The organism is Streptomyces sp. NPDC002851 (assembly GCF_053591935.1).
Genome location: NZ_JBSFUT010000001.1, coordinates 62,461 through 87,215, shown reverse-complemented (window position 1 = coordinate 87,215; position 24,755 = coordinate 62,461). Strand labels below are relative to the sequence as shown.

General features: G+C 69.5%; 30 protein-coding genes. 2 read left to right on the top strand and 28 right to left on the bottom strand.

What is annotated here, in order from left to right; genetic code table 11:
* Window positions 1-160: 160 nt before the first annotated feature.
* The 5 genes from ACWD10_RS00485 to glmS all read right to left on the bottom strand — a co-directional run bounded on the left by ACWD10_RS00485 (window position 161) and on the right by glmS (window position 6,915).
* Complete coding sequence (locus tag ACWD10_RS00485) at window positions 161-1,522, bottom strand: alpha/beta fold hydrolase (protein ID WP_451085374.1); 1,362 nt, start codon at window positions 1,520-1,522, stop codon at window positions 161-163.
* Window positions 1,523-1,569: 47 nt separating this feature from the next.
* Window positions 1,570-2,826 (bottom strand): alanine racemase, encoded by a 1,257-nt coding sequence (alr, locus tag ACWD10_RS00480; RefSeq protein ID WP_451085372.1) that lies wholly within the window; start codon window positions 2,824-2,826, stop codon window positions 1,570-1,572.
* Between the two features lie 244 nt (window positions 2,827-3,070).
* Window positions 3,071-4,579 carry an NAD(P)H-hydrate dehydratase gene (locus ACWD10_RS00475; protein ID WP_451085370.1) on the bottom strand — a complete coding sequence of 503 codons (1,509 nt, stop codon included), beginning with the start codon at window positions 4,577-4,579 and terminating at the stop codon, window positions 3,071-3,073.
* A 49-nt stretch (window positions 4,580-4,628) separates the two neighbouring features.
* The gene (locus tag ACWD10_RS00470; protein ID WP_451085368.1) at window positions 4,629-4,997 is read right to left on the bottom strand and encodes a holo-ACP synthase; all 369 of its coding nucleotides are present in this window, start codon (window positions 4,995-4,997) and stop codon (window positions 4,629-4,631) included.
* A gap of 70 nt (window positions 4,998-5,067) precedes the next feature.
* On the bottom strand, window positions 5,068-6,915 hold the full coding sequence (gene glmS, locus ACWD10_RS00465) for a glutamine--fructose-6-phosphate transaminase (isomerizing) (RefSeq protein ID WP_451085366.1): 1,848 nt from the start codon (window positions 6,913-6,915) through the stop codon (window positions 5,068-5,070).
* 212 nt (window positions 6,916-7,127) lie between these two features.
* On the opposite strand from glmS, the gene coaA reads away from it, so the two are divergent.
* Entirely contained in the window at window positions 7,128-8,132 is a 1,005-nt protein-coding gene (coaA, locus tag ACWD10_RS00460) for a type I pantothenate kinase (RefSeq protein WP_451085364.1), read from the top strand.
* 34 nt (window positions 8,133-8,166) lie between these two features.
* On the opposite strand, the gene glmM is transcribed toward coaA, so the two are convergent.
* From glmM to ACWD10_RS00440, 4 genes are all read right to left on the bottom strand, one after another.
* Window positions 8,167-9,525, bottom strand: coding sequence for a phosphoglucosamine mutase (gene glmM, locus ACWD10_RS00455; protein ID WP_451085362.1), 1,359 nt, complete (start codon window positions 9,523-9,525; stop codon window positions 8,167-8,169).
* Window positions 9,526-9,744: 219 nt separating this feature from the next.
* Window positions 9,745-10,260, bottom strand: coding sequence for a 30S ribosomal protein S9 (gene rpsI, locus ACWD10_RS00450; protein ID WP_451085360.1), 516 nt, complete (start codon window positions 10,258-10,260; stop codon window positions 9,745-9,747).
* A gap of 42 nt (window positions 10,261-10,302) precedes the next feature.
* The gene (rplM, locus tag ACWD10_RS00445) at window positions 10,303-10,746 is read right to left on the bottom strand and encodes a 50S ribosomal protein L13 (protein ID WP_451085358.1); all 444 of its coding nucleotides are present in this window, start codon (window positions 10,744-10,746) and stop codon (window positions 10,303-10,305) included.
* Between the two features lie 207 nt (window positions 10,747-10,953).
* Entirely contained in the window at window positions 10,954-12,198 is a 1,245-nt protein-coding gene (locus ACWD10_RS00440; protein WP_451085356.1) for a glycosyltransferase 87 family protein, read from the bottom strand.
* 108 nt (window positions 12,199-12,306) lie between these two features.
* On the opposite strand from ACWD10_RS00440, the gene ACWD10_RS00435 reads away from it, so the two are divergent.
* Entirely contained in the window at window positions 12,307-13,152 is an 846-nt protein-coding gene (locus tag ACWD10_RS00435) for a hypothetical protein (RefSeq protein WP_451085355.1), read from the top strand.
* Here ACWD10_RS00435 and truA read toward each other — a convergent pair.
* The 19 genes from truA to rplX all read right to left on the bottom strand — a co-directional run bounded on the left by truA (window position 13,129) and on the right by rplX (window position 24,755).
* A complete protein-coding gene (truA, locus tag ACWD10_RS00430; RefSeq protein ID WP_451085353.1) occupies window positions 13,129-14,028 on the bottom strand; it encodes a tRNA pseudouridine(38-40) synthase TruA in 900 nt (299 codons plus the stop codon). The genes ACWD10_RS00435 and truA overlap by 24 nt on opposite strands.
* An 87-nt stretch (window positions 14,029-14,115) precedes the next feature.
* Window positions 14,116-14,580 carry a 50S ribosomal protein L17 gene (gene rplQ, locus ACWD10_RS00425; protein ID WP_451085352.1) on the bottom strand — a complete coding sequence of 155 codons (465 nt, stop codon included), beginning with the start codon at window positions 14,578-14,580 and terminating at the stop codon, window positions 14,116-14,118.
* Between the two features lie 79 nt (window positions 14,581-14,659).
* Window positions 14,660-15,682 carry a DNA-directed RNA polymerase subunit alpha gene (locus ACWD10_RS00420; RefSeq protein ID WP_451085350.1) on the bottom strand — a complete coding sequence of 341 codons (1,023 nt, stop codon included), beginning with the start codon at window positions 15,680-15,682 and terminating at the stop codon, window positions 14,660-14,662.
* Window positions 15,683-15,858: 176 nt separating this feature from the next.
* Entirely contained in the window at window positions 15,859-16,263 is a 405-nt protein-coding gene (gene rpsK, locus ACWD10_RS00415) for a 30S ribosomal protein S11 (protein WP_007443997.1), read from the bottom strand.
* Window positions 16,264-16,329: 66 nt separating this feature from the next.
* Window positions 16,330-16,710: a 30S ribosomal protein S13 gene (gene rpsM, locus ACWD10_RS00410; RefSeq protein WP_451085347.1), complete on the bottom strand. Its 381-nt coding sequence runs from the start codon at window positions 16,708-16,710 to the stop codon at window positions 16,330-16,332.
* A gap of 204 nt (window positions 16,711-16,914) precedes the next feature.
* Window positions 16,915-17,028 (bottom strand): 50S ribosomal protein L36, encoded by a 114-nt coding sequence (rpmJ, locus tag ACWD10_RS00405; RefSeq protein ID WP_026935941.1) that lies wholly within the window; start codon window positions 17,026-17,028, stop codon window positions 16,915-16,917.
* A gap of 59 nt (window positions 17,029-17,087) precedes the next feature.
* Window positions 17,088-17,309: a translation initiation factor IF-1 gene (gene infA, locus ACWD10_RS00400; protein WP_003948620.1), complete on the bottom strand. Its 222-nt coding sequence runs from the start codon at window positions 17,307-17,309 to the stop codon at window positions 17,088-17,090.
* A gap of 214 nt (window positions 17,310-17,523) precedes the next feature.
* Window positions 17,524-18,360 carry a type I methionyl aminopeptidase gene (map, locus tag ACWD10_RS00395; protein WP_451085345.1) on the bottom strand — a complete coding sequence of 279 codons (837 nt, stop codon included), beginning with the start codon at window positions 18,358-18,360 and terminating at the stop codon, window positions 17,524-17,526.
* Window positions 18,361-18,532: 172 nt separating this feature from the next.
* Window positions 18,533-19,192 carry an adenylate kinase gene (locus tag ACWD10_RS00390; protein ID WP_451085343.1) on the bottom strand — a complete coding sequence of 220 codons (660 nt, stop codon included), beginning with the start codon at window positions 19,190-19,192 and terminating at the stop codon, window positions 18,533-18,535.
* Window positions 19,192-20,502: a preprotein translocase subunit SecY gene (secY, locus tag ACWD10_RS00385; RefSeq protein ID WP_451085341.1), complete on the bottom strand. Its 1,311-nt coding sequence runs from the start codon at window positions 20,500-20,502 to the stop codon at window positions 19,192-19,194. The genes ACWD10_RS00390 and secY overlap by 1 nt, the downstream gene beginning before the upstream one ends.
* Before the next feature lie 325 nt (window positions 20,503-20,827).
* Entirely contained in the window at window positions 20,828-21,283 is a 456-nt protein-coding gene (gene rplO, locus ACWD10_RS00380; RefSeq protein ID WP_451085339.1) for a 50S ribosomal protein L15, read from the bottom strand.
* Window position 21,284: 1 nt separating this feature from the next.
* Entirely contained in the window at window positions 21,285-21,467 is a 183-nt protein-coding gene (gene rpmD, locus ACWD10_RS00375) for a 50S ribosomal protein L30 (protein WP_451085337.1), read from the bottom strand.
* Window positions 21,467-22,075 (bottom strand): 30S ribosomal protein S5, encoded by a 609-nt coding sequence (rpsE, locus tag ACWD10_RS00370; RefSeq protein WP_451085335.1) that lies wholly within the window; start codon window positions 22,073-22,075, stop codon window positions 21,467-21,469. Before rpsE ends, rpmD begins: the two co-directional genes overlap by 1 nt.
* A 40-nt stretch (window positions 22,076-22,115) precedes the next feature.
* On the bottom strand, window positions 22,116-22,496 hold the full coding sequence (gene rplR / locus ACWD10_RS00365) for a 50S ribosomal protein L18 (protein ID WP_451085333.1): 381 nt from the start codon (window positions 22,494-22,496) through the stop codon (window positions 22,116-22,118).
* A gap of 3 nt (window positions 22,497-22,499) precedes the next feature.
* Complete coding sequence (gene rplF, locus ACWD10_RS00360; RefSeq protein ID WP_451085331.1) at window positions 22,500-23,039, bottom strand: 50S ribosomal protein L6; 540 nt, start codon at window positions 23,037-23,039, stop codon at window positions 22,500-22,502.
* 24 nt (window positions 23,040-23,063) lie between these two features.
* Complete coding sequence (gene rpsH / locus ACWD10_RS00355; protein ID WP_240118078.1) at window positions 23,064-23,462, bottom strand: 30S ribosomal protein S8; 399 nt, start codon at window positions 23,460-23,462, stop codon at window positions 23,064-23,066.
* A gap of 221 nt (window positions 23,463-23,683) precedes the next feature.
* Window positions 23,684-23,869 carry a type Z 30S ribosomal protein S14 gene (locus tag ACWD10_RS00350; protein ID WP_003956452.1) on the bottom strand — a complete coding sequence of 62 codons (186 nt, stop codon included), beginning with the start codon at window positions 23,867-23,869 and terminating at the stop codon, window positions 23,684-23,686.
* A 5-nt stretch (window positions 23,870-23,874) separates the two neighbouring features.
* On the bottom strand, window positions 23,875-24,432 hold the full coding sequence (gene rplE / locus ACWD10_RS00345; protein ID WP_451085329.1) for a 50S ribosomal protein L5: 558 nt from the start codon (window positions 24,430-24,432) through the stop codon (window positions 23,875-23,877).
* Complete coding sequence (gene rplX, locus ACWD10_RS00340; RefSeq protein ID WP_105868304.1) at window positions 24,432-24,755, bottom strand: 50S ribosomal protein L24; 324 nt, start codon at window positions 24,753-24,755, stop codon at window positions 24,432-24,434. Before rplX ends, rplE begins: the two co-directional genes overlap by 1 nt.

Sequence of the window (24,755 nt, the reverse complement as noted above, 5' to 3'; positions counted from 1 at the left end):
GCGGCGGGGGCTGACGGGATCGGGGCCGGGGCGGCCCCCAACCAGCCCGTCCGGCGTTTGAGGACGAGCCCCGTTCAGGGGCGAAAGGGGGTCTGGGGGCGAAGCCCCCAGGTGACGGCACCCGAGCCGACGGTACGGATCGTGATCCGCAAGACACTCCCTAGACGGCGTCGCGGGCCTGGTCCTTCGCCCGGACGAGCAGGTCCGCGAGACGGTCCGTGACCACCTCCGGGTGCTCGAGCATCACCAGGTGCCCGGCGTCCGGGACGAGCACCAGCTCGGCGTCCGGCAGCTGGTCCGCGATCGCCTCGCTGTGCTCGCTCGGCGTCACCAGGTCCTTCTCCCCGGCCAGGACGAGCACGGGCAGGCCGGTGAAGTACGTCAGGGCCGCGGCCTTGTCGTGCTCGGCGAACGCCGGATAGAACTCCGCGACCACATCGATCGGCGTCGACTCGATCAGCCGCTCCGCGAACCGCGCCACCGCCGGGTCCACGTCCCGGGACGCGAACGAGTACCGCTTGATGACGCCCGCGAACAGATCCGCCGTGGCCCGCCGCCCACGCTCCACGAGCTCCGCCCGGGAGCCGAGCGCCCGCAGCACACCGGGCAGCACCCGCCGCACCGCGTTGACGCCCGCGCTCGGCAGGCCGTAGCTGACCTCGTCGAGCCGCCCCGACGACGTACCGACGAAGGCGACCCCGGCGACGCGGTCGCGGATCAGCTCGGGGAACTGGGCGGCGAGCGCCATCACCGTCATTCCCCCCATCGAGTGACCGACGAGGACCAGCGGGCCGGTCGGCGCCGCCGCGTCGATGACCGCCTTGAGGTCCCGGCCGAGCTGGTCGATGTCGACCGGAGTGCCGTTCTCCGCCTGGGACTTGCCGCGGTCGGAGCGGCCGTGGCTGCGCTGGTCCCAGTGGACGGTACGGACCACACCGCGCAGGGCGGCGCGCTGGAAGTGCCAGGAGTCCTGGCTCAGGCAGTAGCCGTGGCTGAAGACGACGGTGACCGGGGCGGGGGTGCGGCGGCCGAAGAGACGGCGGCGCCGGGGGGCGGTGGCGCGGGAGGCGGCGGCTTTCTTGCGGCTCTTTGCGCCCTTCGCTCCCTTTCCGCCCTTCGTTCCCTTCCCGCCCTTCGCTTTGGAGGTCGGGTTCGCGGCGCCGCCCGCCGCGGCGGTCCGATGGGCCGCGCCGATCTCGCCTGCCTCGCCGTTCTCCTCGGGCTCGTCGACCTCGTAGTAGAGCTCGGTGCCGTCGTCGGCGAGGGCCGTGCCGGGGGTGCCGCGCAGGGCGCCGTACGGTCCGGTGGAGTCCAGGGCGAGCCGGGCCTTCCTGCGCATGCCCCGGCCGACGGTGAGCCGCTCGACGGCGACGCCGGCCGCGGCGCCCGCGGCGACGACCCCTATCGCGGCCCCGGCGAACCCGGCCCGGCGCCAGTTCGCGGCGGCCGGGGAGGCGGAGGAAGCAGCGGAGACGGCGGCCCGTGCCGCCTCCGCGGCGGCCTGCGTACTGCTCTCGCTCACGTACCGCTCCTGTCAGGTCTGTCGGGTCGTGCGCCGCTCGGCGATGGTCAACCGACCGCTGTCGGGTCCTGTTCCCCTGCCTGGGGTGGCTCGGAAGACTCGGGCATCTCCGGCTCCGCGCCCTCCGGGCCGTGCGGTACGGACGGCCGCTCATCGACGTCGACGTTGACATAGACGCGCGGGACGCGGCTGCCGATCCGGGTGACGATTTCGTACGCGATCGTGTCCGCCGCCCGAGCCCAGTCCTCGGCGGTCGGCTCGCCCCGGTCACCGGGGCCGAACAGCACCGCCTCGTCCCCCGCCGCGGGCTCGTCCCCGCCCAGGTCGACCACGAACTGGTCCATCGCGATCCGCCCCGCGGCCCGCCGCCACGCCCCGCCGACCAGGACCGGGGCCGAGCCCGACGCGTGCCGGGGAAGCCCGTCGCCGTACCCCGCCGGAACCAGGCCGAGCGTGGTGGCGGCCGAGGTGACGTAGTGGTGCCCGTAGCTGACGCCATGCCCCTCGGGCACGTGCTTGACCAGGGCGAGCGAGGCGCTGACCGTCATCACGGGGCGCAGCCCGAAGTCGGCCGGGGTGCCGATCTCGGGGCTCGGCGAGACGCCGTACATCGCGATGCCGGGGCGCACCAGGTCGTAGTGCGAGTCGGGGAGCGTGAGCGTCGCCGGAGAGTTGGCGATGTGCCGTACATCGGGGCACAGGCCCGCACCTTCGGCGTACGCCAGGGCCTGCTCGAAGGCCGCGCTCTGGGCGGCGATGGACGGGTGACCCGGCTCGTCCGCGCAGGCGTAGTGCGACCAGATGCCGGTGACCTGGACGGTGCCCTCGGCCTCGGCCTTGAGGGCGGCCTCGACGAGCTCGGGCCAGTCGGCGGGCTGGCAGCCGTTCCGCCCGAGGCCCGTGTCGACCTTGAGCTGGATACGGGCCGTACGCCCGGCGGCGCGGGCCGCGGCGGTGACCTCGCGCAGCGCCCAGAGGCCGCTGACCGTGACCTCGATGTCCGCCTCGATCGCGGCCTGCCAGGGCCCGCCCGGCGTCCACAGCCAGCAGAGCACGCGCGCCTGGTCGAGGCCGATGCCCGCGGCGCGCAGGGCGAGCGCCTCCTCGGGCGTCGCGGTGCCGATCCAGGTCGCCCCGGCCTGGAGGGCGGCGCGGGCACAGGGCAGCATCCCGTGGCCGTACCCGTCGGCCTTCACCACGGCCATGAAGGCGGCGCGGGGTGCGCGGGCGCGCAGCGATCGGACGTTGGCCCTCAGGGCGGCCAGATCGATCTCGGCGCGGACGCGCAGCGGTGTCTCGTTCATATCGCCCACCAGTGTCTCAGAGCCGCGCTGACGGCCCCGCCGGAGTTCGGTGCCGTCGGCTCGGTTGCCGACCGGGGGCTGCGCCCCCAAGCGCCCCTCTCTGGGGGCTGCGCCCCCGGACCCCCACTCGTTCGCGCTGAACCAGGGGTGGCGCGTAGCGCCTCGGTTGAGGGTGGTGGTGGGGGTGGGGTCTCCTCTGCTCGAACGAAGTCGAGAGCTTGGGGATGGGTGGGCGCGCTCGTCCTCAACCGCCGGACGGGCTGGTGGTGCGCACCTCCCGCCAGGCGGCCCGCACCGCCTCCGCCACATCGAACGCCCCCACCGGCGCCCCCTCCGCCGCAAGCCGTCCCGCGAGTCCATGCAGGTACGCCGCCGCGGACGCCGCGTCCACCGGCCCAAGGCCCGCCGCGAGCAGCGCCCCGGCAAGGCCGGAGAGCACATCGCCGCTGCCCGCCGTGGCCAGCCACGCCGTGCCCGTCGGGTTGACCCGCACCGGCTCGCCCCGGCCCGGCCCCGCGACCAGCGTCGTGGAGCCCTTCAGGAGCACCGTCGCCCCGAACTCCCGGGCGAGCCGCCGCACCGCCGCGAGCCGTCCCGACTCGACCTCCCGCCGCTCCACGCCGAGCAGCGCCGCCGCCTCCCCCGCGTGCGGGGTCAGGACGGTGGGCGCGGTCCGGGCCCGTACCGCCGCCGGGTCGGCGAGCCGTAGCCCGTCGGCGTCGATCAGGACCGGCACGTCCGCCCTCAGGACGTCCCGGACGCGATCCGCATCGTCACCGAGCCCCGGGCCGACCACCCAGGACTGCACCCGCCCGGCCTTGTGCGGCGGCCCGGCCGAGACCAGCGTCTCCGGGAAGCGGGCGATCACCTCGTCCGCCGCCGGGCCCACGTACCGCACGGCCCCGGCGCCGCCGCGCAGCGCCCCCGCGACCGCGAGCACCGCCGCGCCCGGATAGCGCGAGGAGCCCGCGGCGATGCCGACGACGCCCCGCCGGTACTTGTCGCTCTCCGCCCCGGGCACCGGAAGCAGCCCCGCCACATCGGCGTACTGCAGGGCCTCAAGGACAGGCCCGCCGCCCGCACGACGAGCGTCCGAGCCACCGTCGGCCGACGAGCCGTCCGCACCACCCGTGCCACCGCCCAGCTCGAGCCCGATGTCGACGAGCCGCACCGCCCCCGCGTACTCCCGCGCGGGGTCGACGAGCAGTCCCGGCTTGTACGTCCCGAACGTCACCGTGGCGTCCGCGCGGACCGCGTCGCCGAGTACCTCACCGGTATCCGCCTCGACGCCGCTCGGCAGGTCGACGGCGACGACGGCGGCCCTCGACTCCCGTGCCACGCGGGCGAGTTCGGCCGCCGCGGGCCGCAGGCCGCCCTTGCCGCCGATCCCGACGATGCCGTCCACGACCAGGTCCGCGGCCGCGAGGTCCCGCTCCGGCGCCGCCGATACCCGGCCGCCCGCCGCCCGTAGTGCCTTGAGGCCGCCCTCGTGGGTGCGCTCCGGGGCGAGCAGTACCGCCGCGACCCCGGCGCCGCGGCGGGCCAGGCGGGCGCCCGCGTACAGCGCGTCCCCGCCGTTGTCCCCGCTGCCCACCAGGAGCACGACCCGGGCGCCGTACACCCGCCCGAGCAGATCGGCGCAGGCGGCGGCGAGCCCGGCCGCGGCCCGCTGCATCAGGGCCCCCTCGGGGAGCCGCGCCATCAGCGCGCGCTCGGCCGCCCGTACCGTCTCGACATCGAAAGCAGTCCGCATACGACGACGCTACGCCGAAGCCTCACCCCTCCGCGATCACGCTGCCGCCTCATCCCTCCGCGATCACGACGGCGGAGGCGACCCCCGCGTCATGACTCAACGACACATGCCAGCTCCGCACGCCGAGTTCGGCCGCCCGGGCCGCCACGGTCCCGGTGACCCGGAGGCGCGGCTGCCCGCTGTCCTCGACGTACACCTCGGCGTCCGTCCAGTGCAGACCGCCCGGCGCGCCGAGCGCCTTGGCGATCGCCTCCTTGGCCGCGAACCGGGCGGCGAGCGAGGCGATGCCACGGCGCTCACCGCTCGGCAGGAACAACTCCGGCTCCAAGAAGAGCCGTTCGGCCATCCCGGGCGTCCGCCGCAGGGCCGCCCGGAACCGGTCGACCTCGGCCACGTCGATCCCCACCCCGATGATCACGCGCGTGCCCCTCCCCTGCCCGGTTTCCGGAAGGCTGGATTCTCCCTCACTCCTCGGTCACCGATCTCGCTCACTCCACCGTCACCGACTTGGCCAGGTTCCGCGGCTGGTCCACCTCGTTGCCCCGGGCCGTGGCGAGTTCGCAGGCGAAGACCTGGAGCGGCACGGTGGCGACCAGCGGCTGGAGCAGCGTGGGCGTGGCCGGGATGCGGATCAGATGGTCCGCGTACGGCTCCACCGACGCGTCGCCCTCCTCCGCGATCACGATGGTCCGTGCCCCGCGCGCCCGGATCTCCTGGATATTGGAGACGATCTTGTCGTGCAGGACCGACCGGCCGCGCGGCGACGGCACCACCACGACCACCGGCAGGTCCCGCTCGATCAGTGCGATCGGCCCGTGCTTGAGCTCCCCGGCCGCGAAGCCCTCGGCGTGCATATACGCCAACTCCTTGAGCTTCAGGGCACCTTCGAGCGCCACCGGATAGCCCACGTGCCGCCCGAGGAACAGCACGGTGTTCTTGTCGGCGAGTGAGCGCGCCAGCTCGCGCACCGGCTCCATGGTGTCCAGGACCCGCTCGACCTCACCCGCGATCTTGGAGAGCTCCCGGATCACGGCACAGATCTCGTCGCCCCACTTGGTGCCCCGTACCTGCCCGAGATAGAGCGCCACGAGATAGCAGGCGACGAGCTGGGTCAGGAACGCCTTCGTGGAGGCCACAGCGACCTCGGGCCCGGCGTGCGTGTAGAGCACCGCGTCCGACTCGCGCGGAATCGTCGAGCCGTTGGTGTTGCAGATCGCCAGGACCTTGGAGCCTTGCTCGCGGGCGTGCCGCAGCGCCATCAGGGTGTCCATGGTCTCGCCGGACTGCGAGATGGCGACGACGAGCGTACGAGGGTCCAGGATCGGGTCGCGGTACCGGAACTCGCTGGCCAGCTCGACCTCGCACGGCACCCGGGTCCAGTGCTCGATGGCGTACTTGGCGATCAGGCCCGCGTGGAAGGCGGTCCCGCAGGCCACGATGACGACCTTGTCGACCTCGCGCAGCACGGAGTCCGGGATCCGCACCTCGTCGAGCGTCAGCGAACCCTCGGTATCGATGCGGCCCAGGAGCGTATCGGCGACAGCCTTGGGCTGCTCGGCGATCTCCTTGAGCATGAAGTAGTCATAGCCCCCCTTTTCCGCGGCGGACGCGTCCCAGTCCACGTGGTAGGTGCGTACCTCGGCCGGGTTCCCGTCGAAGTCCGTCACCGTCACGCCGTCGCGCCGCAACTCCACGACCTGGTCCTGCCCCAGTTCGATCGCGGTCCGCGTATGGGCGATGAACGCGGCCACGTCCGAGGCGAGAAAGGACTCTTCTTCTCCAACGCCCACCACCAGCGGGGAGTTCCGGCGCGCGCCGACGACTACATCCGGTTCGTCCGCGTGCACCGCGACCAGCGTGAACGCCCCTTCGAGCCGTCGGCAGACCAGGCGCATCGCCTCGGCGAGGTCCGCGCAGGCCGAGAACTCCTCGGCGAGCAGATGCGCGACCACCTCGGTGTCCGTCTCGGATTCGAGCCGGTGGCCGCGCTCGTCCAGCTCGGCCCGGAGCGCGGCGAAGTTCTCGATGATGCCGTTGTGCACGACGGCGACCCGGCCCGCGTTGTCCAGGTGCGGATGGGCGTTGGCGTCGGTCGGCCCGCCGTGCGTGGCCCACCGGGTGTGCCCGATACCGGTGGAACCGGCAGGCAGCGGATGGTCGAGCAGCTCCTTCTCCAGATTGACCAGCTTGCCCGCCTTCTTCGCGGCGGCCAGGCCCCCATCGGCGGGCACGGCGACCCCCGCGGAGTCGTAACCCCGGTACTCGAGCCGCTTCAGACCTGCCAGGACGACATCAAGCGCCGACTGCGAGCCGACGTAACCGACGATTCCACACATGGGCGCAGCCTACGGGGGCCGCTCTTACGTAGCACGGATGCGTACCCGTCGTACGGGCTCGGCTCATCGCGCAGGGGGGTACCTCCCTGCTCGAGCGAAGCCGAGAGCTTGGGGGAGCGCTCGTCCTCAATCGCCGGACGGGCTCTGTTATCGACCCCTGACGTGATGGACCCCACCCCCAATCCCCTCCCCCCAGCCGCAACAATGAAGGGGTGATCACCTCGCCGCCCCGGAGCGCCGCCCACCGCAGTGCGCATCGCCGTACGGAGCCGACGCCGTACGTCGATCTCACGCGCGCGGAGTGGAGTGCGCTGCGCGACAAGACGCCGCTGCCCCTCACCGCCGAGGAGGTCGAGCGGCTGCGCGGGCTTGGCGATGTCATCGACCTGGACGAGGTGCGGGACGTCTACCTGCCGCTGTCCCGGCTGCTCAATCTGTACGTCGGCGCCACCGCCGGACTCCGCGGCGCCCTCAACACCTTCCTCGGTGACGCGGGTGACGGGCACGGCACGCAGCACGGCACGCCGTTCGTCATAGGGGTCGCCGGTTCGGTGGCCGTCGGCAAGTCCACGGTGGCCCGTCTGCTTCAGGCGCTGCTTGCCCGCTGGCCCGAGCACCCGCGGGTCGAACTGGTCACCACGGACGGCTTCCTGTGGCCCATGAAGGAGCTCAAGGAGCGCGGCCTGATGTCCCGCAAGGGCTTCCCCGAGTCGTACGACCGGCGCGCCCTGACCCGCTTCGTCGCCGACATCAAGGCGGGCAAGGACGAGGTCACCGCGCCCGTCTACTCCCACCTGATCTACGACATCGTGCCCGGCCAGCGGCTCACCGTGCGCCGCCCGGACATCCTGATCGTGGAGGGCCTGAACGTCCTTCAGCCCGCGCTGCCCGGCAAGGACGGCCGCACCCGCGTCGGCCTCGCGGACTACTTCGACTTCAGCGTGTACGTCGACGCCAAGCCGGAGGACATCGAGACCTGGTACCTGAACCGCTTCAAGAAGCTCCGTCAGACGGCCTTCCAGAACCCGGACTCGTACTTCCACCGGCACACCGCGGTCTCCGAGGAGGAGGCCCTCGACTACGCCCGCACGATGTGGCGCACCATCAACAAGCCGAACCTGGTGGAGAACGTCGCACCCACCCGCGGCCGCGCCACGCTGGTACTGCGTAAGGGCCCCGACCACAAGGTGCAGCGGCTGCGGCTGCGCAAGCTGTGACAGCGCAGCCGGAACCACGGACCCCGTACGAGTCTTAGCCGAGCGCCGTCTTCACCGCATCGGCGAGCCGACCGGCGACCGAGCGCGCCTGCTCGATGTCGGCGGCCTCCACCATCACGCGCACCAGCGGCTCGGTGCCCGAAGAGCGGAGCAGGACCCGGCCGGTGGCGCCCAGTTCGCTCTCGGCGTCGGCGACCGCGGCGGCCAGTTCGGCGGAGGTGGTGACGCGGGTCTTGTCGACGTCGGGAACGTTGATGAGCACCTGCGGCAGTCGCTCCATGACCCCGGCGAGCTCCTTGAGGCCGCGGCCGGTCTGGGCGACCCGGGCCGCCAGCATCAGGCCGGTCAGGGTGCCGTCGCCGGTCGTCGCGTGGTCGAGGATGATGACGTGCCCGGACTGCTCGCCGCCGAGGGCGTAGCCGTGCTCCTTCATCGATTCGAGGACGTACCGGTCGCCGACCGCGGTCTGCACCAGCTCGACGCCCTCACGCTCCATCGCGAGCTTGAAGCCGAGGTTGGACATCACGGTCGCGACCACGGTGTCCTTGCGCAGCGCGTCCCGCTCCCGCATCGCGAGCGCGAGCACCGCGAGGATCTGGTCGCCGTCGACCTCGGCGCCGGTGTGGTCCACGGCCAGGCAGCGGTCCGCGTCGCCGTCGTGCGCGATGCCGAGGTCCGCGCCGTGCTCGACGACGGCGGCCTTGAGCTGGTCCAAGTGGGTGGAGCCGCAGCCGTCGTTGATGTTCAGGCCGTCCGGGTCGGCGCCGATCGTGATGATCTCGGCACCGGCCCGCGCGAACGCCTCGGGCGAGACCCGGGCGGCCGCGCCGTGCGCCTCGTCGAGGACGATCTTCAGCCCGTCGAGGCGGTTGGGGAGCACGCCGATGAGGTGGGCGACGTACTGGTCGAAGCCTTCGTCGTACGTCTTCACGCGGCCGACGCCCGCGCCGGTGGGCCGGTCCCAGGGGGCGCCGGTGCGGTGCTCCTCGTAGACCGTCTCGATGCGGTCCTCCAGCTCGTCGGCGAGCTTGTGGCCGCCGCGCGCGAAGAACTTGATGCCGTTGTCCGGCATGGCGTTGTGGCTCGCGGAGAGCATCACGCCCAGGTCGGCGCCGAGCGCCCCGGTCAGATACGCCACCGCCGGGGTGGGAAGCACACCGACCCGCAGGACGTCCACGCCCGCGCTCGCGAGGCCCGCGACCACCGCGGCCTCCAGGAACTCCCCGGACGCGCGCGGATCACGCCCGACCACCGCAACCGGCCGATGGCCCTCGAACGTGCCCGCCTCGGCCAGTACGTGAGCCGCCGCCACGGAGAGTCCGAGCGCCAGCTCGGCCGTCAGATCCGCGTTGGCGACACCGCGCACGCCGTCCGTGCCGAAGAGTCGTCCCACTGGTGTCCTCCGAACTTTCAGGAAACCTTCGGAATCGTTCCGAACATTCCGAATCGCAGCCTCTCGGCCGCCCCATGACGTTATATGCCCAAGCCGGTTGATAACACGAACGCCCCAGCGGCACTGAACGTGCCACCGGGGCGGTCGTGAGCAGGACAGCTGCCGGACAGCGCGGCGAGCGGCCGCGGCAGCCGGAGCAGCCACTGTGCTGTCTGCGCGTTAGCGCTTGCTGTACTGCGGCGCCTTGCGGGCCTTCTTGAGACCGGCCTTCTTGCGCTCGACCGCACGGTCGTCGCGCTTGAGGAAGCCGGCCTTCTTGAGCGCCCCGCGGTTGTTCTCCACGTCGGCCTCGTTCAGGGCGCGGGCCACGCCGAGGCGCAGGGCGCCGGCCTGGCCGGAGACACCGCCGCCGGCGATGCGGGCGACGACGTCGTAGCGGTTGTCGAGCTCGAGCACCTTGAAGGGCTCGTTGACTTCCTGCTGGTGCACCTTGTTGGGGAAGTACTCCTCAAGGGTGCGGCCGTTGATCTTCCACTTGCCGGTGCCCGGGATGATCCGGACGCGGGCAATGGCGTTCTTGCGGCGGCCCAGGCCGGCGGCCGGCTGGGGCTCGCCGAAGCGGGAGGCCATGGACTCCGAGGTGTACTCGCCCTCGACGGGCACCTCGGACTCGGTGGTGTACTGCTCGGGAGCCTCGGTCTCCTCGAGCGGCTGCTCAACAGTGGTCTCGGCCACGATTCTCCTCAGATTCTCTTCGGTCTTAGGGGGTGGCCGGACTTACTGCGCGACCTGGGTGATCTCGAACGGCACCGGCTGCTGGGCGCCGTGCGGGTGCTGGTCGCCCGCGTAGACCTTCAGCTTCGAGAGCATCTGACGGCCCAGAGAGTTCTTGGGGAGCATGCCCTTGACGGCCTTCTCGATCGCCTTCTCCGGCGTCTTCTCGAGGAGCTCGTCGTAACGGACGGACCGCAGACCACCCGGGTAACCGGAGTGGCGGTACGCCATCTTCTGGGTCTTCTTGTTGCCGGAGAGGTGCACCTTCTCGGCGTTGATGATGATGACGAAGTCACCAGCGTCAACGTGCGGCGCGTAGATCGGCTTGTGCTTGCCACGCAGCAGGGTGGCGGCAGTGGAGGCCAGGCGGCCCAGGACGACGTCCTGAGCGTCAATGACGTGCCACTGGCGCGTCACATCGCCGGGCTTGGGGCTGTACGTACGCACGGTCGTAGCCTTCGCTTCTTCAGTGAGTGGTTCCTGACAAGGCCACCACGGACGATCACGACAGCCCTGACCGCACAACGGTGACGCATTCCGTCGGCAGATCGCTGGTCATCGGCCCGGTGGACCGGCGTAACTGGCCTCTCCGTGAGATTGAGCAAGCCAATACGCATAACGAACTGGCAGAATACCCGCGCTGGCCCGGACGGGTCAAAACGCGGACCCGGACACCGGCACAGGCCGCTCCACAGGTTCTGCAGTCTCGTCGGTGTCCACGGTAACCGACCGCCGCCGGGCACAGCTCACTCCCGCCGTCAGGGCGAGACCACAGAGCGTGACGGCGTCCTTGAAGGCCCTACGGGTGTCCGATTCGAGCCAGGGCCAGGTGAACCCCGGCACCTGCGGCACAAGCACCAGCCAGAACCACGGCGACCGCGCCGCCGCCCCGGCCTCCCGCGCCCCGGCGAGCAGCAGCGGCATCACGACGAGCAGATAGTGGTTGTACGAGGGCCGGGAGACCAGGAACGCCGCGAGCATCAGCATCACGGCGCTCTCCGCCACCCGCCCGGGCGCCGCATCCCCCCGCCCACCCGACCCGGCATCCCCCCGCCCCCAGCGGCGCCAGGCACACCACACCCCGGCGGCGGCCGCGGCCACACCGAGCAGCGTCGCCGCCGCCTGCGGCACCCCCAGCCGCGGAAGCACCGCACCGGGCGAGGCCTCATAGAGGCGTACGAAGGCGTCGTCGCCGTGCAGCAGGAACGGCAGGGTCCGGGTGAAGAACCCGGCCGGGTCCGGCATGGTGAGCGCCGCGAGCGCGGAGGCGGCCGCGGGCAGCAGAACCGCCACGGCAAGCCCCCGCCACCGCCGCGCGAACAGGAAGAGCAGCAGCACCGGCACGAGCAGCGGCTTCACCGCGATCGCGAGGCCCACCACCGCACCGGCCGCCGTCCACCGGCCCCGGCAGATACAGAGCACCGCGACCGGCAGGGCGGCCGCGGCCACCACGGTCCAGTTGCCGAGGTTGATCAGTTGCCCGTAGGGCGCGAACCCGAGCGCGAGCCCGCCGAGCCCGAGCGCCGCGTAACGACTGCGCCACGGAACCCCGTACACCCGCAGCGCGCTCCCCCACCCCACGAGCAGCCCGGCGACGACCACGGCGGGCGCCAGATACCGCAGCACCGCCCCGGGGACGAGGACCTCCGGTACGGCCGCGAGCACCGCACTCGGCAGATAGAGAAAGTGCGGGTCGGCGTAGGGCGAGCCGCCCTCGAGCCACGTCCTCGCCGCCCGCACGACGATCCCGTTGTCCATGCCGCCGTGGCTCCAGCGCCGCCCCACCCGCACCACCGCGGCGAGCAGCACGGCGCCGACGGCGCCCCAGGCCTGCCAGGGCGCGGGCCGCCAAAGCCACGCCAGAACAGCCGACTTATGGGGTGATTCGCCCGCATACATGCGGCAAAGGCTAGGCCGTCACGCCCCAAGGAGTTGGCCGCGAAACCCACATCACCCCTGCATAACGCGCGCGCCGCGACCCCGGTCATTGCGCTTAAGATGCGCCCCATGAGCTTTGGGCAAGGGGGGCCGCAGTGGGGCCCCGACGGATCGCAGGGATCCCAGACCCCCGACTGGGCGGCGCTCGCCGAGGCGTCGGAGGCGCAGGGCAAGCGCCGTAAGTGGCTGATGATCGGGGGCGGCGCCCTGGCCACCGCGGTGGTCGCCGGGATCGTCGCCGTCGCGGTCGTCTCGGCGGGCGGCAACAACCAGGCCAAGAACCCCGGCGATCTGCCCGCCTCGGAGGAGATCCCGGGCGGCAGCGGCTCGCCCGAGCCGTCCTTCTCCAAGACCTCGGCGCCGCCCCCGCCGGACCCCAAGGAGTTCATCTCCAGCGCCAAGAAGGACAAGGCCCCGCTCGGCCCGAACACCCTGTTCCCGGGGACCAAGTTCACCAAGGGCGAACTGGTCTACAAGAAGGGTGCGACGGACGGCACCCGCAAGTGCGCCGCCTCCGTGCAGGGCCCGCTCGGCCCCCTCCTCACGAACAACGACTGCAACCGGCTCTTCCGCGCCACGTACAGCCGCGACGGCATGGCGGTCACGGTCGGCGTCGCCGTCTTCGAGAACGACAAGCTGGCGGCGAAGGTCAAGGACCAGTGGAGCAAGGGCAACGTGACCTCGCTCCCCGGCTCCGGCGTGCCCGACTTCTGCAAGACCTCGGTCTGCTTCAACACCATCAACGCCTATGGCCGGTACGCCTACTTCACCACCGCGGGCTTCACCGACGGCAAGACGGTCACGGAGCAGGACAAGAAGGTCTTCAGCGCCGCCAAGGACATCGAGAGCCTCGCCTTCCAGCAGATCCACAAGCGCGGCGAGATGCAGGCGTCAGCAGCAGCCGGCCTCGGCTAGCCCACCGCCCTGCCCGGCCGGTCCGCCCCCCGGACGGCCGGGCAGCGACCGCTTGTTGCGGGCCGCGCGGTTGCGCTCGGCGAGCAACTCGTCGGCGGGGTAACCGACTTCCTCGAGCGTGAGCCCGTGCGGCCGTACGACATGCACCGCCGAGTCCCGCACGCCCGCGGCGAGCACCTTGCCCGGCCAGTCGGTGGAGCGGTGCCCGTCGCCGACGAAGAGCAGCGCGCCGATCAGCGACCGCACCATGTTGTGGCAGAAGGCGTCGGCGCGCACGGTGGCGGTGATGATCCCGTCCTCGCCGCGCACGAGGCTCAGCTCCTGAAGCGTACGAATGGTGGTGGCGCCGTCGCGCTTCTTGCAGTACGCCGCGAAGTCGTGCTCGCCGAGCAGCGGCCGCGCGGCCTCGTTCATGGCGTCGACGTCCAAGTCCCAGTCGTGCCAGAGGACATGGCCGCGAAGCAGCGGGTCGACGCCACCGGGGTGGTCGGTCACGCGGTAGGCGTACCGCCGCCAGATCGCGGAGAACCGCGCGTTGAACCCGGCCGGAGCCTCGGTGAGCCGCCACACCCGCACATCGTGCGGCAGCCGCCCGGCGAGCCGCCGAAGCAGCTTCTCGCGGTGCTCGGCCCACAGCTCCTCGGGCAGGTCGACATGGGCCACCTGGCCGCGCGCGTGCACGCCCGCGTCGGTGCGCCCGGCCACGGTCAGCTCGTACGTCTCACGGGACCGGGTCACCGTCCGCAGCGCGTCCTCGATCTCGCCCTGCACGGTCCGCTGGCCCTCGCGTTGCTTGGCCCAGCCCGAGAACCCCTTCCCGTCGTACGAAAGGTCCATCCGCACCCGGACGAACCCGGGCTCCACTTCCTCACTCACACATAGATCCTCTCGTACGCTCCCGCGGTCCACGCAAAGAGCGGGCCCACCCCCGTAGGGGCGGACCCGCTCAAGCCAGGCTCAGCCTCAGGCGTCCTTCGACTCCTCGGCCGGAGCCTCAGCCTTGGCCTCGGCCTCCTTGACCGCGCGCTTGGTCGCGGCCTCGGCCTCACCGGTGGCCTCCTGGGCCACGGTCAGGGCCTCCACCAGCTCGATGACGGCCATGGGCGCGTTGTCGCCACGGCGGTTACCGATCTTGGTGATCCGGGTGTAGCCACCCGGGCGGTTCTCGTACCGCGGGCCGATCTCGGTGAAGAGCGTGTGCACGACGCTCTTGTCCGTGATGACCTGGAGCACCTGACGGCGGTTGTGAAGGTCGCCCTTCTTCGCCTTGGTGACCAGACGCTCGGCGTACGGGCGCAGGCGGCGGGCCTTCGCCTCGGTGGTGGTGATGCGGCCGTGCTCGAAGAGCGACTTGGCGAGGTTCGCCAGCATCAGCTTCTCGTGCGCGGCGCTGCCGCCCAGACGGGCACCCTTGGTGGGCTTCGGCATGTGTTTCTCCTTGAGATCTGCCCCGGCCGTATCAGGTACCGGGGTCAGGGCCCCGCAGGCGGACGCCTACGGGCAGCAATCAGTACTGCTCGGTCTCCACGAAACCGGCGTCCGCGTCGTCGTCGGCGCCGAAGGCGTCGGCGGCGGCGGTCGGGTCGAACCCGGGGGGCGAGTCCTTCAGAGCGAGACCCATCCCGGCGAGCTTGGCCTTGACCTCGTCGATGGACTTCGCACCGAAGTTACGGATGTCCAGGAGGTCGGCCTCGGAGCGGGCGACGAGCTCACCCACGGAGTGGATGCCCTCGCGCTTGAGGCAGTTGTACGAGCGAACGGTGAGCTCGAGCTCCTCGATCGGCAGCGCCAGATCAGCGGCCAGGGCGGCGTCCGTCGGGGACGGGCCCATGTCGATGCCCTCGGCGTCGATGTTCAGCTCGCGGGCCAGGCCGAACAGCTCGACCAGGGTCTTACCGGCGGACGCCATGGCGTCGCGCGGGCGCATGGCCTGCTTGGTCTCGACATCGACGATCAGCTTGTCGAAGTCGGTGCGCTGCTCGACACGCGTGGCCTCGACCTTGTACGTGACCTTGAGCACCGGCGAGTAGATGGAGTCGACCGGGATACGGCCGATCTCCTGGCCCACCTGCTTGTTCTGGTTGGCGGAGACGTAGCCGCGACCGCGCTCGACGGTCAGCTCCATCTCCAGCTTACCCTTGCCGTTGAGCGTGGCGAGGACGAGGTCCGGGTTGTGCACCTCGACACCGGCCGGCGGGGCGATGTCGGCGGCGGTGACCAGGCCCGGGCCCTGCTTGCGCAGGTACATCACGACGGGCTCGTCGTGCTCGCTCGACACGACCAGCTGCTTGATGTTGAGGATGAGGTCGGTGACGTCCTCCTTGACGCCCGGCACGGTGGAGAACTCGTGCAGGACACCGTCGATACGGATGGACGTGACCGCCGCACCCGGGATCGAGGAGAGGAGCGTACGACGCAGGGAGTTGCCGAGGGTGTAGCCGAAGCCCGGCTCCAGCGGCTCGATCACGAACCGGGAGCGGAATTCGTCGACGACCTCTTCGGTCAACGAGGGACGCTGAGCGATCAGCATGGTGTGTTCCTTCAGTCAGGGGCACCCGCTATTTGATGCCCGACTCACCGGGCCTGAGCCCGATATGTACTGCAAGGGTACGGGCGGCACGGCCTCCGCAGAAGCCGTACCGCCCGCAGTTTCTTGTGGGGGACAACCCCCACACCCCCGGCCGGGGGATCAAGCAGTCCAGCGCGTCAGACGCGGCGACGCTTGGGCGGACGGCAGCCGTTGTGCGGCGTCGGCGTGACGTCCTGGATCGAGCCGACCTCGAGGCCGGTGGCCTGGAGGGAGCGGATCGCGGTCTCACGACCGGAACCCGGGCCCTTCACGAACACGTCGACCTTGCGCATGCCGTGCTCCTGCGCGCGGCGGGCGGCCGACTCGGCAGCCATCTGCGCGGCGAACGGCGTGGACTTCCGGGAGCCCTTGAAGCCGACGTGGCCGGCGGAGGCCCAGGAGATCACGTTGCCGGTCGGGTCCGTGATGGACACGATCGTGTTGTTGAACGTGCTCTTGATGTGCGCGTGGCCGTGCGCGACGTTCTTCTTTTCCTTGCGGCGCACCTTCTTGGTAGCGCCCTGACGACCCTTGGGGGGCATCTCTTAACTCCTACGGGAGGTGGTCGGTCCTACAGCGAAGACCGCTGACGAGCTGTCCGCTGCGGACTACTTCTTGCCCGGCTTCTTCTTGCCGGCGATGGCGCGACGCGGGCCCTTGCGGGTGCGAGCGTTGGTGCTGGTGCGCTGACCGTGCACGGGCAGGCCACGGCGGTGGCGCAGACCCTGGTAGCAACCGATCTCGACCTTGCGGCGGATGTCGGCCTGCACCTCACGACGGAGGTCACCCTCGGTGCGAAGGTTGTTGTCCACGTACTCGCGGATCTTGACCAGGTCCTCTTCGGACAGGTCACGAACGCGGGTGTTGGGGTTCACGCCGGTGGCGGCCAGCGTCTGCTGGGAGAGCGTCCGGCCGATGCCGAACACGTAGGTGAGGGCGACCTCCACGCGCTTTTCGCGCGGGATGTCAACACCGGAAACGCGTGCCATTTACTGGCTCCAGTTGATTCTTCGGAGGTCTTCCACAGGGCCGCTCCCGACCGCCGTCCTCTCCCGTAGGGGATTCGGTACGGACCGGGTCCCCGGCCTCCGACCGGGGGTGTCGCCCTCCATTGCTGAAGAGAGGCGGGTCCTGCGTATGTACGTATCGCTTGCGTCGCGCGAGATCTGCGGATGCAGAGGTACGGTCGTGCGTCAGCCCTGGCGCTGCTTGTGGCGCGGGTTGGAGCAGATGACCATGACTCGGCCGTGACGGCGAATCACCCTGCAGTTGTCGCAGATCTTCTTGACGCTCGGCTTGACCTTCATTGGGTGAGGTTCTCCGGGTCAGTGCCACCACCCCGCGGAGTGCGGGGCACAGGCAAGATCTACTTGTACCGGTAGACGATCCGGCCACGCGTCAGGTCGTACGGAGACAGCTCCACCACGACCCGGTCGTCAGGGAGGATACGGATGTAGTGCATACGCATCTTGCCGCTGATGTGTGCCAGGACCTGGTGGCCGTTCTGGAGCTCGACCTTGAACATGGCGTTCGGCAGAGACTCGACGACAGTGCCCTCGATCTCGATGGCACCCTGCTTCTTGGCCACGCTTTGCCCTTCGAATCGACTACCTTGATCGGCTCGACCTGCTGAGAAACCCCTTGGGGCATGCAGGCATGCGGATGCACGAGAGCCGACGAGTCAGTCTACGTCAGTGCACTCGGAAACACGAATCCAGAGAGACTGCCCGAAAGCGAAGATCGTTAAGCTGCGGCGCTGCCGCGGTACGACGTTTGCGATACGGCGATTCGGCGTGACGGTCTTACGCCAGCGGGTCCGGAGCGGCCGTGATCCCGTACTCGGCCAGCTTGGCCTTGCCGCCGTCCGGGGCGGTGAGGACCAGCGGGCCCTGCTCGGTCAGCGCCACCGAGTGTTCCCAGTGCGAGGACCAGGTGCCGTCGATCGTGACGACCGTCCAGTCGTCCTCGAGCACCTCGGTCTTCGGGGTGCCGAGGCTCACCATCGGCTCGATCGCCAGGCAGAAGCCGGGGACGAGCTTCGGGCCGCGGCCGCGGCGGCGCTCGACGTAGTTCAGAAGGTGCGGGTCCATGTGCATCGAGGAGCCGATGCCGTGGCCGCCGTAGTCCTCGATGATCCCGTACTTGCCGCTGGCCGGGCGGGGCTGGCGGCGGATGTACGTCTCGATCGCCCGGGAGACGTCGACCAGGCGGTTGCCCTGCTTCATGGCCGCGATCCCGGCCCACATCGATTCCTCGGTCACCCGGGAGAGCTCGACGAGCTCCGGCGCGTGCCCCGAGCCCACGAAGGCCGTGAACGCGGCGTCGCCGTGCCAGCCGTCGATGATCGCGCCCGCGTCGATGGAGATGATGTCGCCGTCCTCGAGAACCACGTCGTCGCTCGGGATGCCGTGCACGACGACCTCGTTCTTCGAGGTGCAGATGGTCGCGGGGAAGCCGCCGTACCCGAGGAAGTTCGGCTTCGCGTTGTGCTCGGCGAGCACCTTGCGGGCCACCTGGTCCAGGTCCTTGGTGGTGGCGCCGGGGACGGCGGCCTCACGGGTGGCCTTGTGCATGGCGGCGACGACCAGCCCCGCCTCACGCATCTTCGCGATCTGCTCGGGGGTCTTGATCTCCACCATGGCCTGCTGTGCCTTCCGCCGCTTCTCTTGTAGTGCCGGATTCGACGCTACGGTCTGCTCCGGCCCTGCTCGGGCCGGTCCTGCTCAACACTACGGCCGCGGCGCCTCTCGGTCACCGCGGCCGTACGTCCGTACTTCTGTGGTTCAGCACTTCTGGAGTGCCGCGCGCCGCTCAGCCCTTGGCGGGCTTCTTCAGCGCCTCCATCGCACGCTCGGTCACCTCGGCGACCTCACCGAGGGCCGAGATGGTGACCACGAGGCCCTGAGCCCGGTAGTGGTCGATGATCGGCTCGGTCTCGCGGTGGTAGACCTCGAGCCGCTTGCGCACGGTCTCTTCCTTGTCGTCACCGCGCTGGTAGAGCTCGCCGCCGCAGACGTCGCAGACGCCCTCGGTCTTCGGCTTGCTGTACGACACGTGGAAGACGTGCGCGCTGTCGTTGCGGCAGATCCGGCGGCCGGCGATCCGCTTGACCACCTCGTCCTCGGGGACCTCGAGGTCCAGGACCGCGTCCAGCTGTACGCCTTCGTCCTTGAGCGCCGCGTCCAGGGCCTCGGCCTGCGGGACGTTGCGCGGGAAGCCGTCGAGCAGGAAGCCGCCCTCGGCGTCCGCCTGGTTCATGCGGTCCTTGGCCATACCGATGGTGACCTCGTCCGGCACCAGGTTCCCGGCGTCCATGTACGCCTTCGCCTGCTTGCCGAGCTCAGTGCCCTGGCTGATGTTGGCCCGGAACAGGTCGCCCGTGGAGATGTGCGGGATCGACAGGTTCTTGGCGAGGAACGCGGCCTGCGTTCCCTTGCCAGCACCGGGCGGTCCGACGAGGACGATACGCATCAGCGGAGGAACCCTTCATAGTTGCGCTGCTGGAGCTGGCTCTCGATCTGCTTCACGGTCTCCAGACCCACACCCACGATGATGAGGATGCTCGTCCCGCCGAACGGGAAGTTCTGGTTAGCGCCGAAGCCCGCCAACGCCATCGTCGGCACAAGAGCGATCAGACCCAGATACAGCGACCCCGGCCAGGTGATCCTGTTGAGCACGTAGCTCAGGTACTCAGCGGTGGGTCGGCCAGCCCGGATGCCCGGGATGAAGCCACCATACTTCTTCATGTTGTCGGCGACTTCCTCGGGGTTGAACGAGATAGCCACGTAGAAGAAGGCAAAGAAAACAATCAACAGGAAGTACAGCGCGATGTGGAACCCGGCGTCCGGCGGCACCAGGTTCTTCTCCACCCAGAGCGCCCAGCCCGCCTTCGATCCGCTGAACTGCACGATGAGCGCCGGGATGTAGAGCAGCGACGACGCGAAGATGACGGGAATCACACCCGCCTGGTTCACCTTGAGCGGGATGTACGTCGACGTACCGCCGTAGGACCGCCGGCCGATCATGCGCTTCGCGTACTGCACCGGGATCCGGCGCTGCGCCTGCTCCACGAAGACCACCAGGCCGACCATGGCCAGACCCACCACGACCACGGTGCCGAACTCGATCCAGCCACCCGCCAGGTTGCCCTGCTTCTTGATGGCCCACAGGGCGCCCGGGAAGCCGGCGGCGATCGAGATGAACATCAGGATCGACATGCCGTTACCGATGCCGCGGTCGGTGATCAGCTCACCGAGCCACATCACGGTCGCGGTACCGGCGGTCATGACGATGACCATCGTCATGGTCACGAAGATCGACTGGTCCGGGACGATCTGGCTGCCGACCGTGCAGCCCGTGAAGAGCTGGCCGCTGCGTGCGGTGGCGACGAGGCCGGTGCCCTGCAGGACCGCGAGGGCGACGGTCAGATAACGCGTGTACTGCGTGATCTTCGCCTGCCCGGACTGGCCCTCCTTCTTCAGGGCCTCAAGCCGCGGGATCACCACGGTCAGCAGCTGCAGGATGATGCTCGCCGTGATGTACGGCATGATCCCGAGCGCGAAGATAGTGATCTGCAGCAGCGCGCCACCACTGAACATCTGCATCAGGCCGAGCAGTCCGCTCGTATCTGCCTGATCCATACAGATCTGGACATTCTCGTAACTCACACCGGGAATCGGGATGTGCGCCCCGATCCGGTAGATCACGATGATGCCGAGCGTGAAGAGCAGCTTCTTGCGCAGGTCGGGCGTCTTGAACGCCCGGGCGAACGCGGTGAGCACGGTGCCTCCTGCGACCCCCGCGCTACTGCGTCAGAGGCGACGGGTGTGGATGATCAGTGGTCTTCTTCTCTACCGGGCAGTCCTGCGTCGTGTTCAGGCTGCACACGGATAACGGCGCTACCCTACCCGGCCTTGCTGCGCACCGGAAACATGCGCCGCTCTCCCCCGGCCGGTACGGCCCTCAAAGAGCCGTCACAGCGTCAATTCACCCCGCTACGACGGGACTTACGGTACCGGGGCCGGGCAGCGGGCCCCGTACGCACAAGAGCCCGGCCGACCGCCCACGCGAGGTGAACGGCCGGCCGGGCTCTTCATGTCAGTCGGCTCAGACGAGCTCGGTGACCGTACCGCCAGCGGCGGTGATCTTCTCCTTGGCGGAGCCGGAGACGGCGTCGACCGTCACCTGCAGCGCCACGGAGATCTCGCCCTGGCCCAGGACCTTGACGAGGCTGTTCTTGCGAACGGCGCCCTTCTCGACCAGGCCCGCGACCGTGACCTCGCCACCCTCGGGGTAGAGCGCGGCCAGCTTGTCCAGGTTGACGACCTGGTACTCGGTCTTGAACGGGTTCTTGAAGCCCTTGAGCTTCGGCAGACGCATGTGCAGCGGCGTCTGGCCACCCTCAAGGCGCTCCGGAACCTGGTAACGGGCCTTGGTGCCCTTGGTACCACGACCAGCGGTCTTACCCTTGGACGCCTCACCACGACCGACACGGGTCTTGGCGGTCTTGGCGCCCGGGGCAGGACGGAGGTTGTGGACCTTCAGCGGGTTCTGCTCCGCCATGTCAGTCGACCTCCTCAACCGTCACGAGGTGGCGGACGGTGTGCACCATGCCGCGGAACTCGGGGCGGTCCTCCTTGACGACCACGTCGCCGAGCTTCTTGAGCCCGAGCGTACGCAGCGTGTCACGGTGGTTCTGCTTGCTACCGATGTACGACTTCGTCTGCGTGATCTTGAGCTGTGCCATTACGCACCCGCCCCGGCAGCACGCGCACGCAGCAGAGCCGCAGGGGCGACGTCCTCGAGCGGCAGACCGCGGCGGGCCGCGATCTCCTCGGGACGCTGCAGGCCACGGAGGGCCTCCACGGTCGCGTGCACGATGTTGATCGCGTTGTCGGAGCCGAGCGACTTCGACAGCACATCGTGAATACCGGCGCACTCGAGCACGGCACGCACCGGACCACCGGCGATAACACCGGTACCCGGGGAAGCCGGCTTCAGCAGGACGATGCCCGCGGCCTTCTCACCCTGGATCGGGTGCGGGATGGTGCCCTGGATACGCGGGACCTTGAAGAAGTGCTTCTTGGCCTCCTCAACGCCCTTGGCGATGGCGGCCGGCACCTCCTTGGCCTTGCCGTAACCGACACCCACGGTGCCGTCACCATCGCCCACCACGACCAGCGCGGTGAAGCTGAAGCGACGACCACCCTTCACAACCTTGGCGACGCGGTTGATCGCGACAACGCGCTCAACGTACGCGGTCTTCTCGGCGGCAGCTGCGCCACCGTCGCGACCCTTCCGGTCCCGCCGCTCGCCGCCACCGGCACCGCTTCCGCGGCGCTGGGGTCCAGCCATTGGATTTACCTCTCTCTTTTCCGCTAGCTACGGACGGGACTCAGAACTTGAGTCCGGCTTCGCGGGCGGCGTCCGCCAGGGCGGCGATGCGCCCGGCGTACTGGTTGCCACCACGGTCGAACACGACAGCCTCGACGCCCGCGGCCTTGGCGCGCTCGGCGACCAGGGCGCCGACCTTGCCGGCCTGCGCGGACTTCTCGCCCTCGCCACGGATCGAAGCGTCCAGGGTGGACGCCGACGCCAGGGTGTGACCCTTCACGTCGTCGATCACCTGGGCCACGATGTGGCGGTTGGAGCGCGTCACGACCAGGCGGGGGCGCTCGGCCGTACCCGCGATCCGCTTGCGGATCCGGATGTGGCGTCGCTTGATGGCAGCACGCTTGTAAGCGTCGCCCTTAGCGATCTTCTGACCGTATGCCATGGCTTACTTACCCGCCTTTCCGACCTTGCGGCGGATGACTTCGCCCTCGTACTTGACGCCCTTGGCCTTGTACGGGTCGGGCTTGCGCAGCTTGCGGATGTTGGCCGCAACCTCGCCGACCTTCTGCTTGTCGATGCCCTCGACCGAGAACTTGGTCGGGGACTCCACCGCGAACTTGATGCCCTCGGGAGCCTCGACCAGGATCGGGTGGCTGTAGCCGAGCGAGAACTCCAGGTTGGAGCCCTTCGCGACAACGCGGTAACCGACACCGCTGATCTCGAGCTTCTTCACGTAACCCGTGGTCACGCCGGTGATCATGTTCGCCACCAGCGTGCGGGACAGGCCGTGCAGGGCCTTGTTCTGACGCTCGTCGTTCGGGCGCGTCACCTGCAGGGTGCCGTCCTCGCCCTTAGCGATGTCGATCGGCGCGGCAACGGTGTGGCTCAGGGTGCCCTTCGAGCCCTTGACCGTGACCGTACGGCCGTCGATGGTGACGTCCACGCCGGCGGGAACCGTGATGGGGAGCTTGCCAATACGCGACATAGCTGTTTCCTCCGTTCCCTTCCGTTACCAGACGTAGGCGAGGACTTCCCCACCCACGCCCTTCTTGCCGGCCTGCTTGTCGGTGAGGAGACCGTGCGACGTGGAGATGATCGCCACGCCCAGGCCGCCGAGCACCTTCGGCAGGTTGGTGGACTTTGCGTAAACCCGCAGACCGGGCTTGGAGATCCGCTTGATGCCCGCGATGGAGCGCTCACGGTTCGGGCCGAACTTCAGGTCGAGCACGAGGTTCTTGCCGACCTCGGCGTCCTCGACCTTCCAGCCCGTGATGAAGCCCTCCTGCTGGAGGATCTCCGCAATGTGCGACTTGATCTTGGAGTGCGGCATCGACACCGAGTCGTGGTACGCCGAGTTCGCGTTCCGCAGACGCGTAAGCATGTCTGCGATCGGATCAGTCATGGTCATGAATTGGCCTTCGGCCTCTCTCGCCGGGGTTTCCTGTATGCGCCATCCCTCTCCCCGCTCAGGGGCGGGACGGGTGCGGCGCGGGGACCTACGGCGTAGTAAGTCGTACGGGCGGCGGGCGCCCAACCACACAAGCCTAAGCCATGTGTGATCGGGCCCCTACCGACCCATTGCTTACCGAGAGATCCGGGAAGTCCCTATGCCCAAAGGGCAGTAGGTGCTTACCAGGAGCTCTTGGTCACGCCCGGCAGCTCGCCGCGGTGAGCCATCTCACGAAGGCACACGCGGCACAGGCCGAACTTGCGGTAGACGGAGTGCGGACGACCGCAGCGCTGGCAGCGGGTGTACGCACGCACGCCGAACTTGGGCTTGCGAGCAGCCTTCGCGATGAGAGCCTTCTTCGCCATCTCGCTCACGCCTCCTTGAACGGGAAGCCGAGGTGACGGAGGAGCGCGCGGCCCTCAGCGTCGTTGGTCGCCGTGGTGACCACGGTGATGTCCATACCCCGGACGCGGTCGATCTTGTCCTGGTCGATCTCGTGGAACATGACCTGCTCGGTGAGACCGAAGGTGTAGTTGCCACGGCCGTCGAACTGCTTGGGGGACAGACCACGGAAGTCGCGGATGCGCGGGAGCGCGAGCGACAGGGTGCGGTCCAGGAACTCCCACATGCGGTCGCCACGGAGCGTGACGTGGGCACCGATCGGCTGACCCTCACGCAGCTTGAACTGCGCGATGGACTTGCGGGCCTTGGTCACGGCCGGCTTCTGACCGGTGATCGTGGTGAGGTCGCGAATGGCGCCCTCGATCAGCTTGGAGTCGCGGGCGGCGTCGCCCACACCCATGTTGACCACGATCTTCACGAGGCCGGGGATCTGCATGACGTTCTCGTACTTGAACTCGTCACGCAGCTTGCCCGCGATCTCCTCGCGGTACTTCGTCTTGAGACGCGGAATGGTGGTGGTAGCCATCAGATGTCCTCACCGGTCCGCTTGGCAACGCGGATCTTGTTGCCTTCGTCGTCGAAGCGGTAACCGACGCGCGTGACGACCTTGTTGCCGTCCTTCTCCACGACGAGCTGAACGTTGCTCACGTGAATCGGGGCCTCGGTGGTCACGATGCCGCCGGCCTGCGAGGCGCGGCCCGGCTGGTTCGCCTTGGTGTGCTTCTTGACCCGGTTGACACCCTCGACCAGGACGCGGTCCTCGCGCGGGAAGGCCGCAATGACCTTGCCCTGCTTGCCCTTGTCCTTACCGGTGATGACCTGGACCAGGTCGCCCTTCTTGATCTTCAT

Coding starts and splice junctions, on each gene's coding strand:
- ACWD10_RS00420 (WP_451085350.1), bottom strand. CDS start 15,682: ATGCTGATCGCTCAGCGTCCCTCGTTGACCGAAGAGGTCGTCGACGAA.
- glmS (WP_451085366.1), bottom strand. CDS start 6,915: ATGTGTGGAATCGTCGGTTACGTCGGCTCGCAGTCGGCGCTTGATGTC.
- rpsE (WP_451085335.1), bottom strand. CDS start 22,075: ATGGCTGGACCCCAGCGCCGCGGAAGCGGTGCCGGTGGCGGCGAGCGG.
- rpsH (WP_240118078.1), bottom strand. CDS start 23,462: ATGACCATGACTGATCCGATCGCAGACATGCTTACGCGTCTGCGGAAC.
- ACWD10_RS00440 (WP_451085356.1), bottom strand. CDS start 12,198: ATGTATGCGGGCGAATCACCCCATAAGTCGGCTGTTCTGGCGTGGCTT.
- rplF (WP_451085331.1), bottom strand. CDS start 23,039: ATGTCGCGTATTGGCAAGCTCCCCATCACGGTTCCCGCCGGCGTGGAC.
- ACWD10_RS00350 (WP_003956452.1), bottom strand. CDS start 23,869: ATGGCGAAGAAGGCTCTCATCGCGAAGGCTGCTCGCAAGCCCAAGTTC.
- rpmJ (WP_026935941.1), bottom strand. CDS start 17,028: ATGAAGGTCAAGCCGAGCGTCAAGAAGATCTGCGACAACTGCAGGGTG.
- ACWD10_RS00475 (WP_451085370.1), bottom strand. CDS start 4,579: ATGCGGACTGCTTTCGATGTCGAGACGGTACGGGCGGCCGAGCGCGCG.
- map (WP_451085345.1), bottom strand. CDS start 18,360: ATGGTGGAGATCAAGACCCCCGAGCAGATCGCGAAGATGCGTGAGGCG.
- rplO (WP_451085339.1), bottom strand. CDS start 21,283: ATGGCGGAGCAGAACCCGCTGAAGGTCCACAACCTCCGTCCTGCCCCG.
- rpmD (WP_451085337.1), bottom strand. CDS start 21,467: ATGGCACAGCTCAAGATCACGCAGACGAAGTCGTACATCGGTAGCAAG.
- alr (WP_451085372.1), bottom strand. CDS start 2,826: ATGAACGAGACACCGCTGCGCGTCCGCGCCGAGATCGATCTGGCCGCC.
- rplE (WP_451085329.1), bottom strand. CDS start 24,432: ATGGCTACCACCACCATTCCGCGTCTCAAGACGAAGTACCGCGAGGAG.
- rplX (WP_105868304.1), bottom strand. CDS start 24,755: ATGAAGATCAAGAAGGGCGACCTGGTCCAGGTCATCACCGGTAAGGAC.
- ACWD10_RS00435 (WP_451085355.1), top strand. CDS start 12,307: ATGAGCTTTGGGCAAGGGGGGCCGCAGTGGGGCCCCGACGGATCGCAG.
- rpsK (WP_007443997.1), bottom strand. CDS start 16,263: ATGCCCCCCAAGGGTCGTCAGGGCGCTACCAAGAAGGTGCGCCGCAAG.
- ACWD10_RS00390 (WP_451085343.1), bottom strand. CDS start 19,192: ATGCGTATCGTCCTCGTCGGACCGCCCGGTGCTGGCAAGGGAACGCAG.
- rpsM (WP_451085347.1), bottom strand. CDS start 16,710: ATGGCACGCGTTTCCGGTGTTGACATCCCGCGCGAAAAGCGCGTGGAG.
- rplQ (WP_451085352.1), bottom strand. CDS start 14,580: ATGCCGAAGCCCACCAAGGGTGCCCGTCTGGGCGGCAGCGCCGCGCAC.
- rplR (WP_451085333.1), bottom strand. CDS start 22,496: ATGGCATACGGTCAGAAGATCGCTAAGGGCGACGCTTACAAGCGTGCT.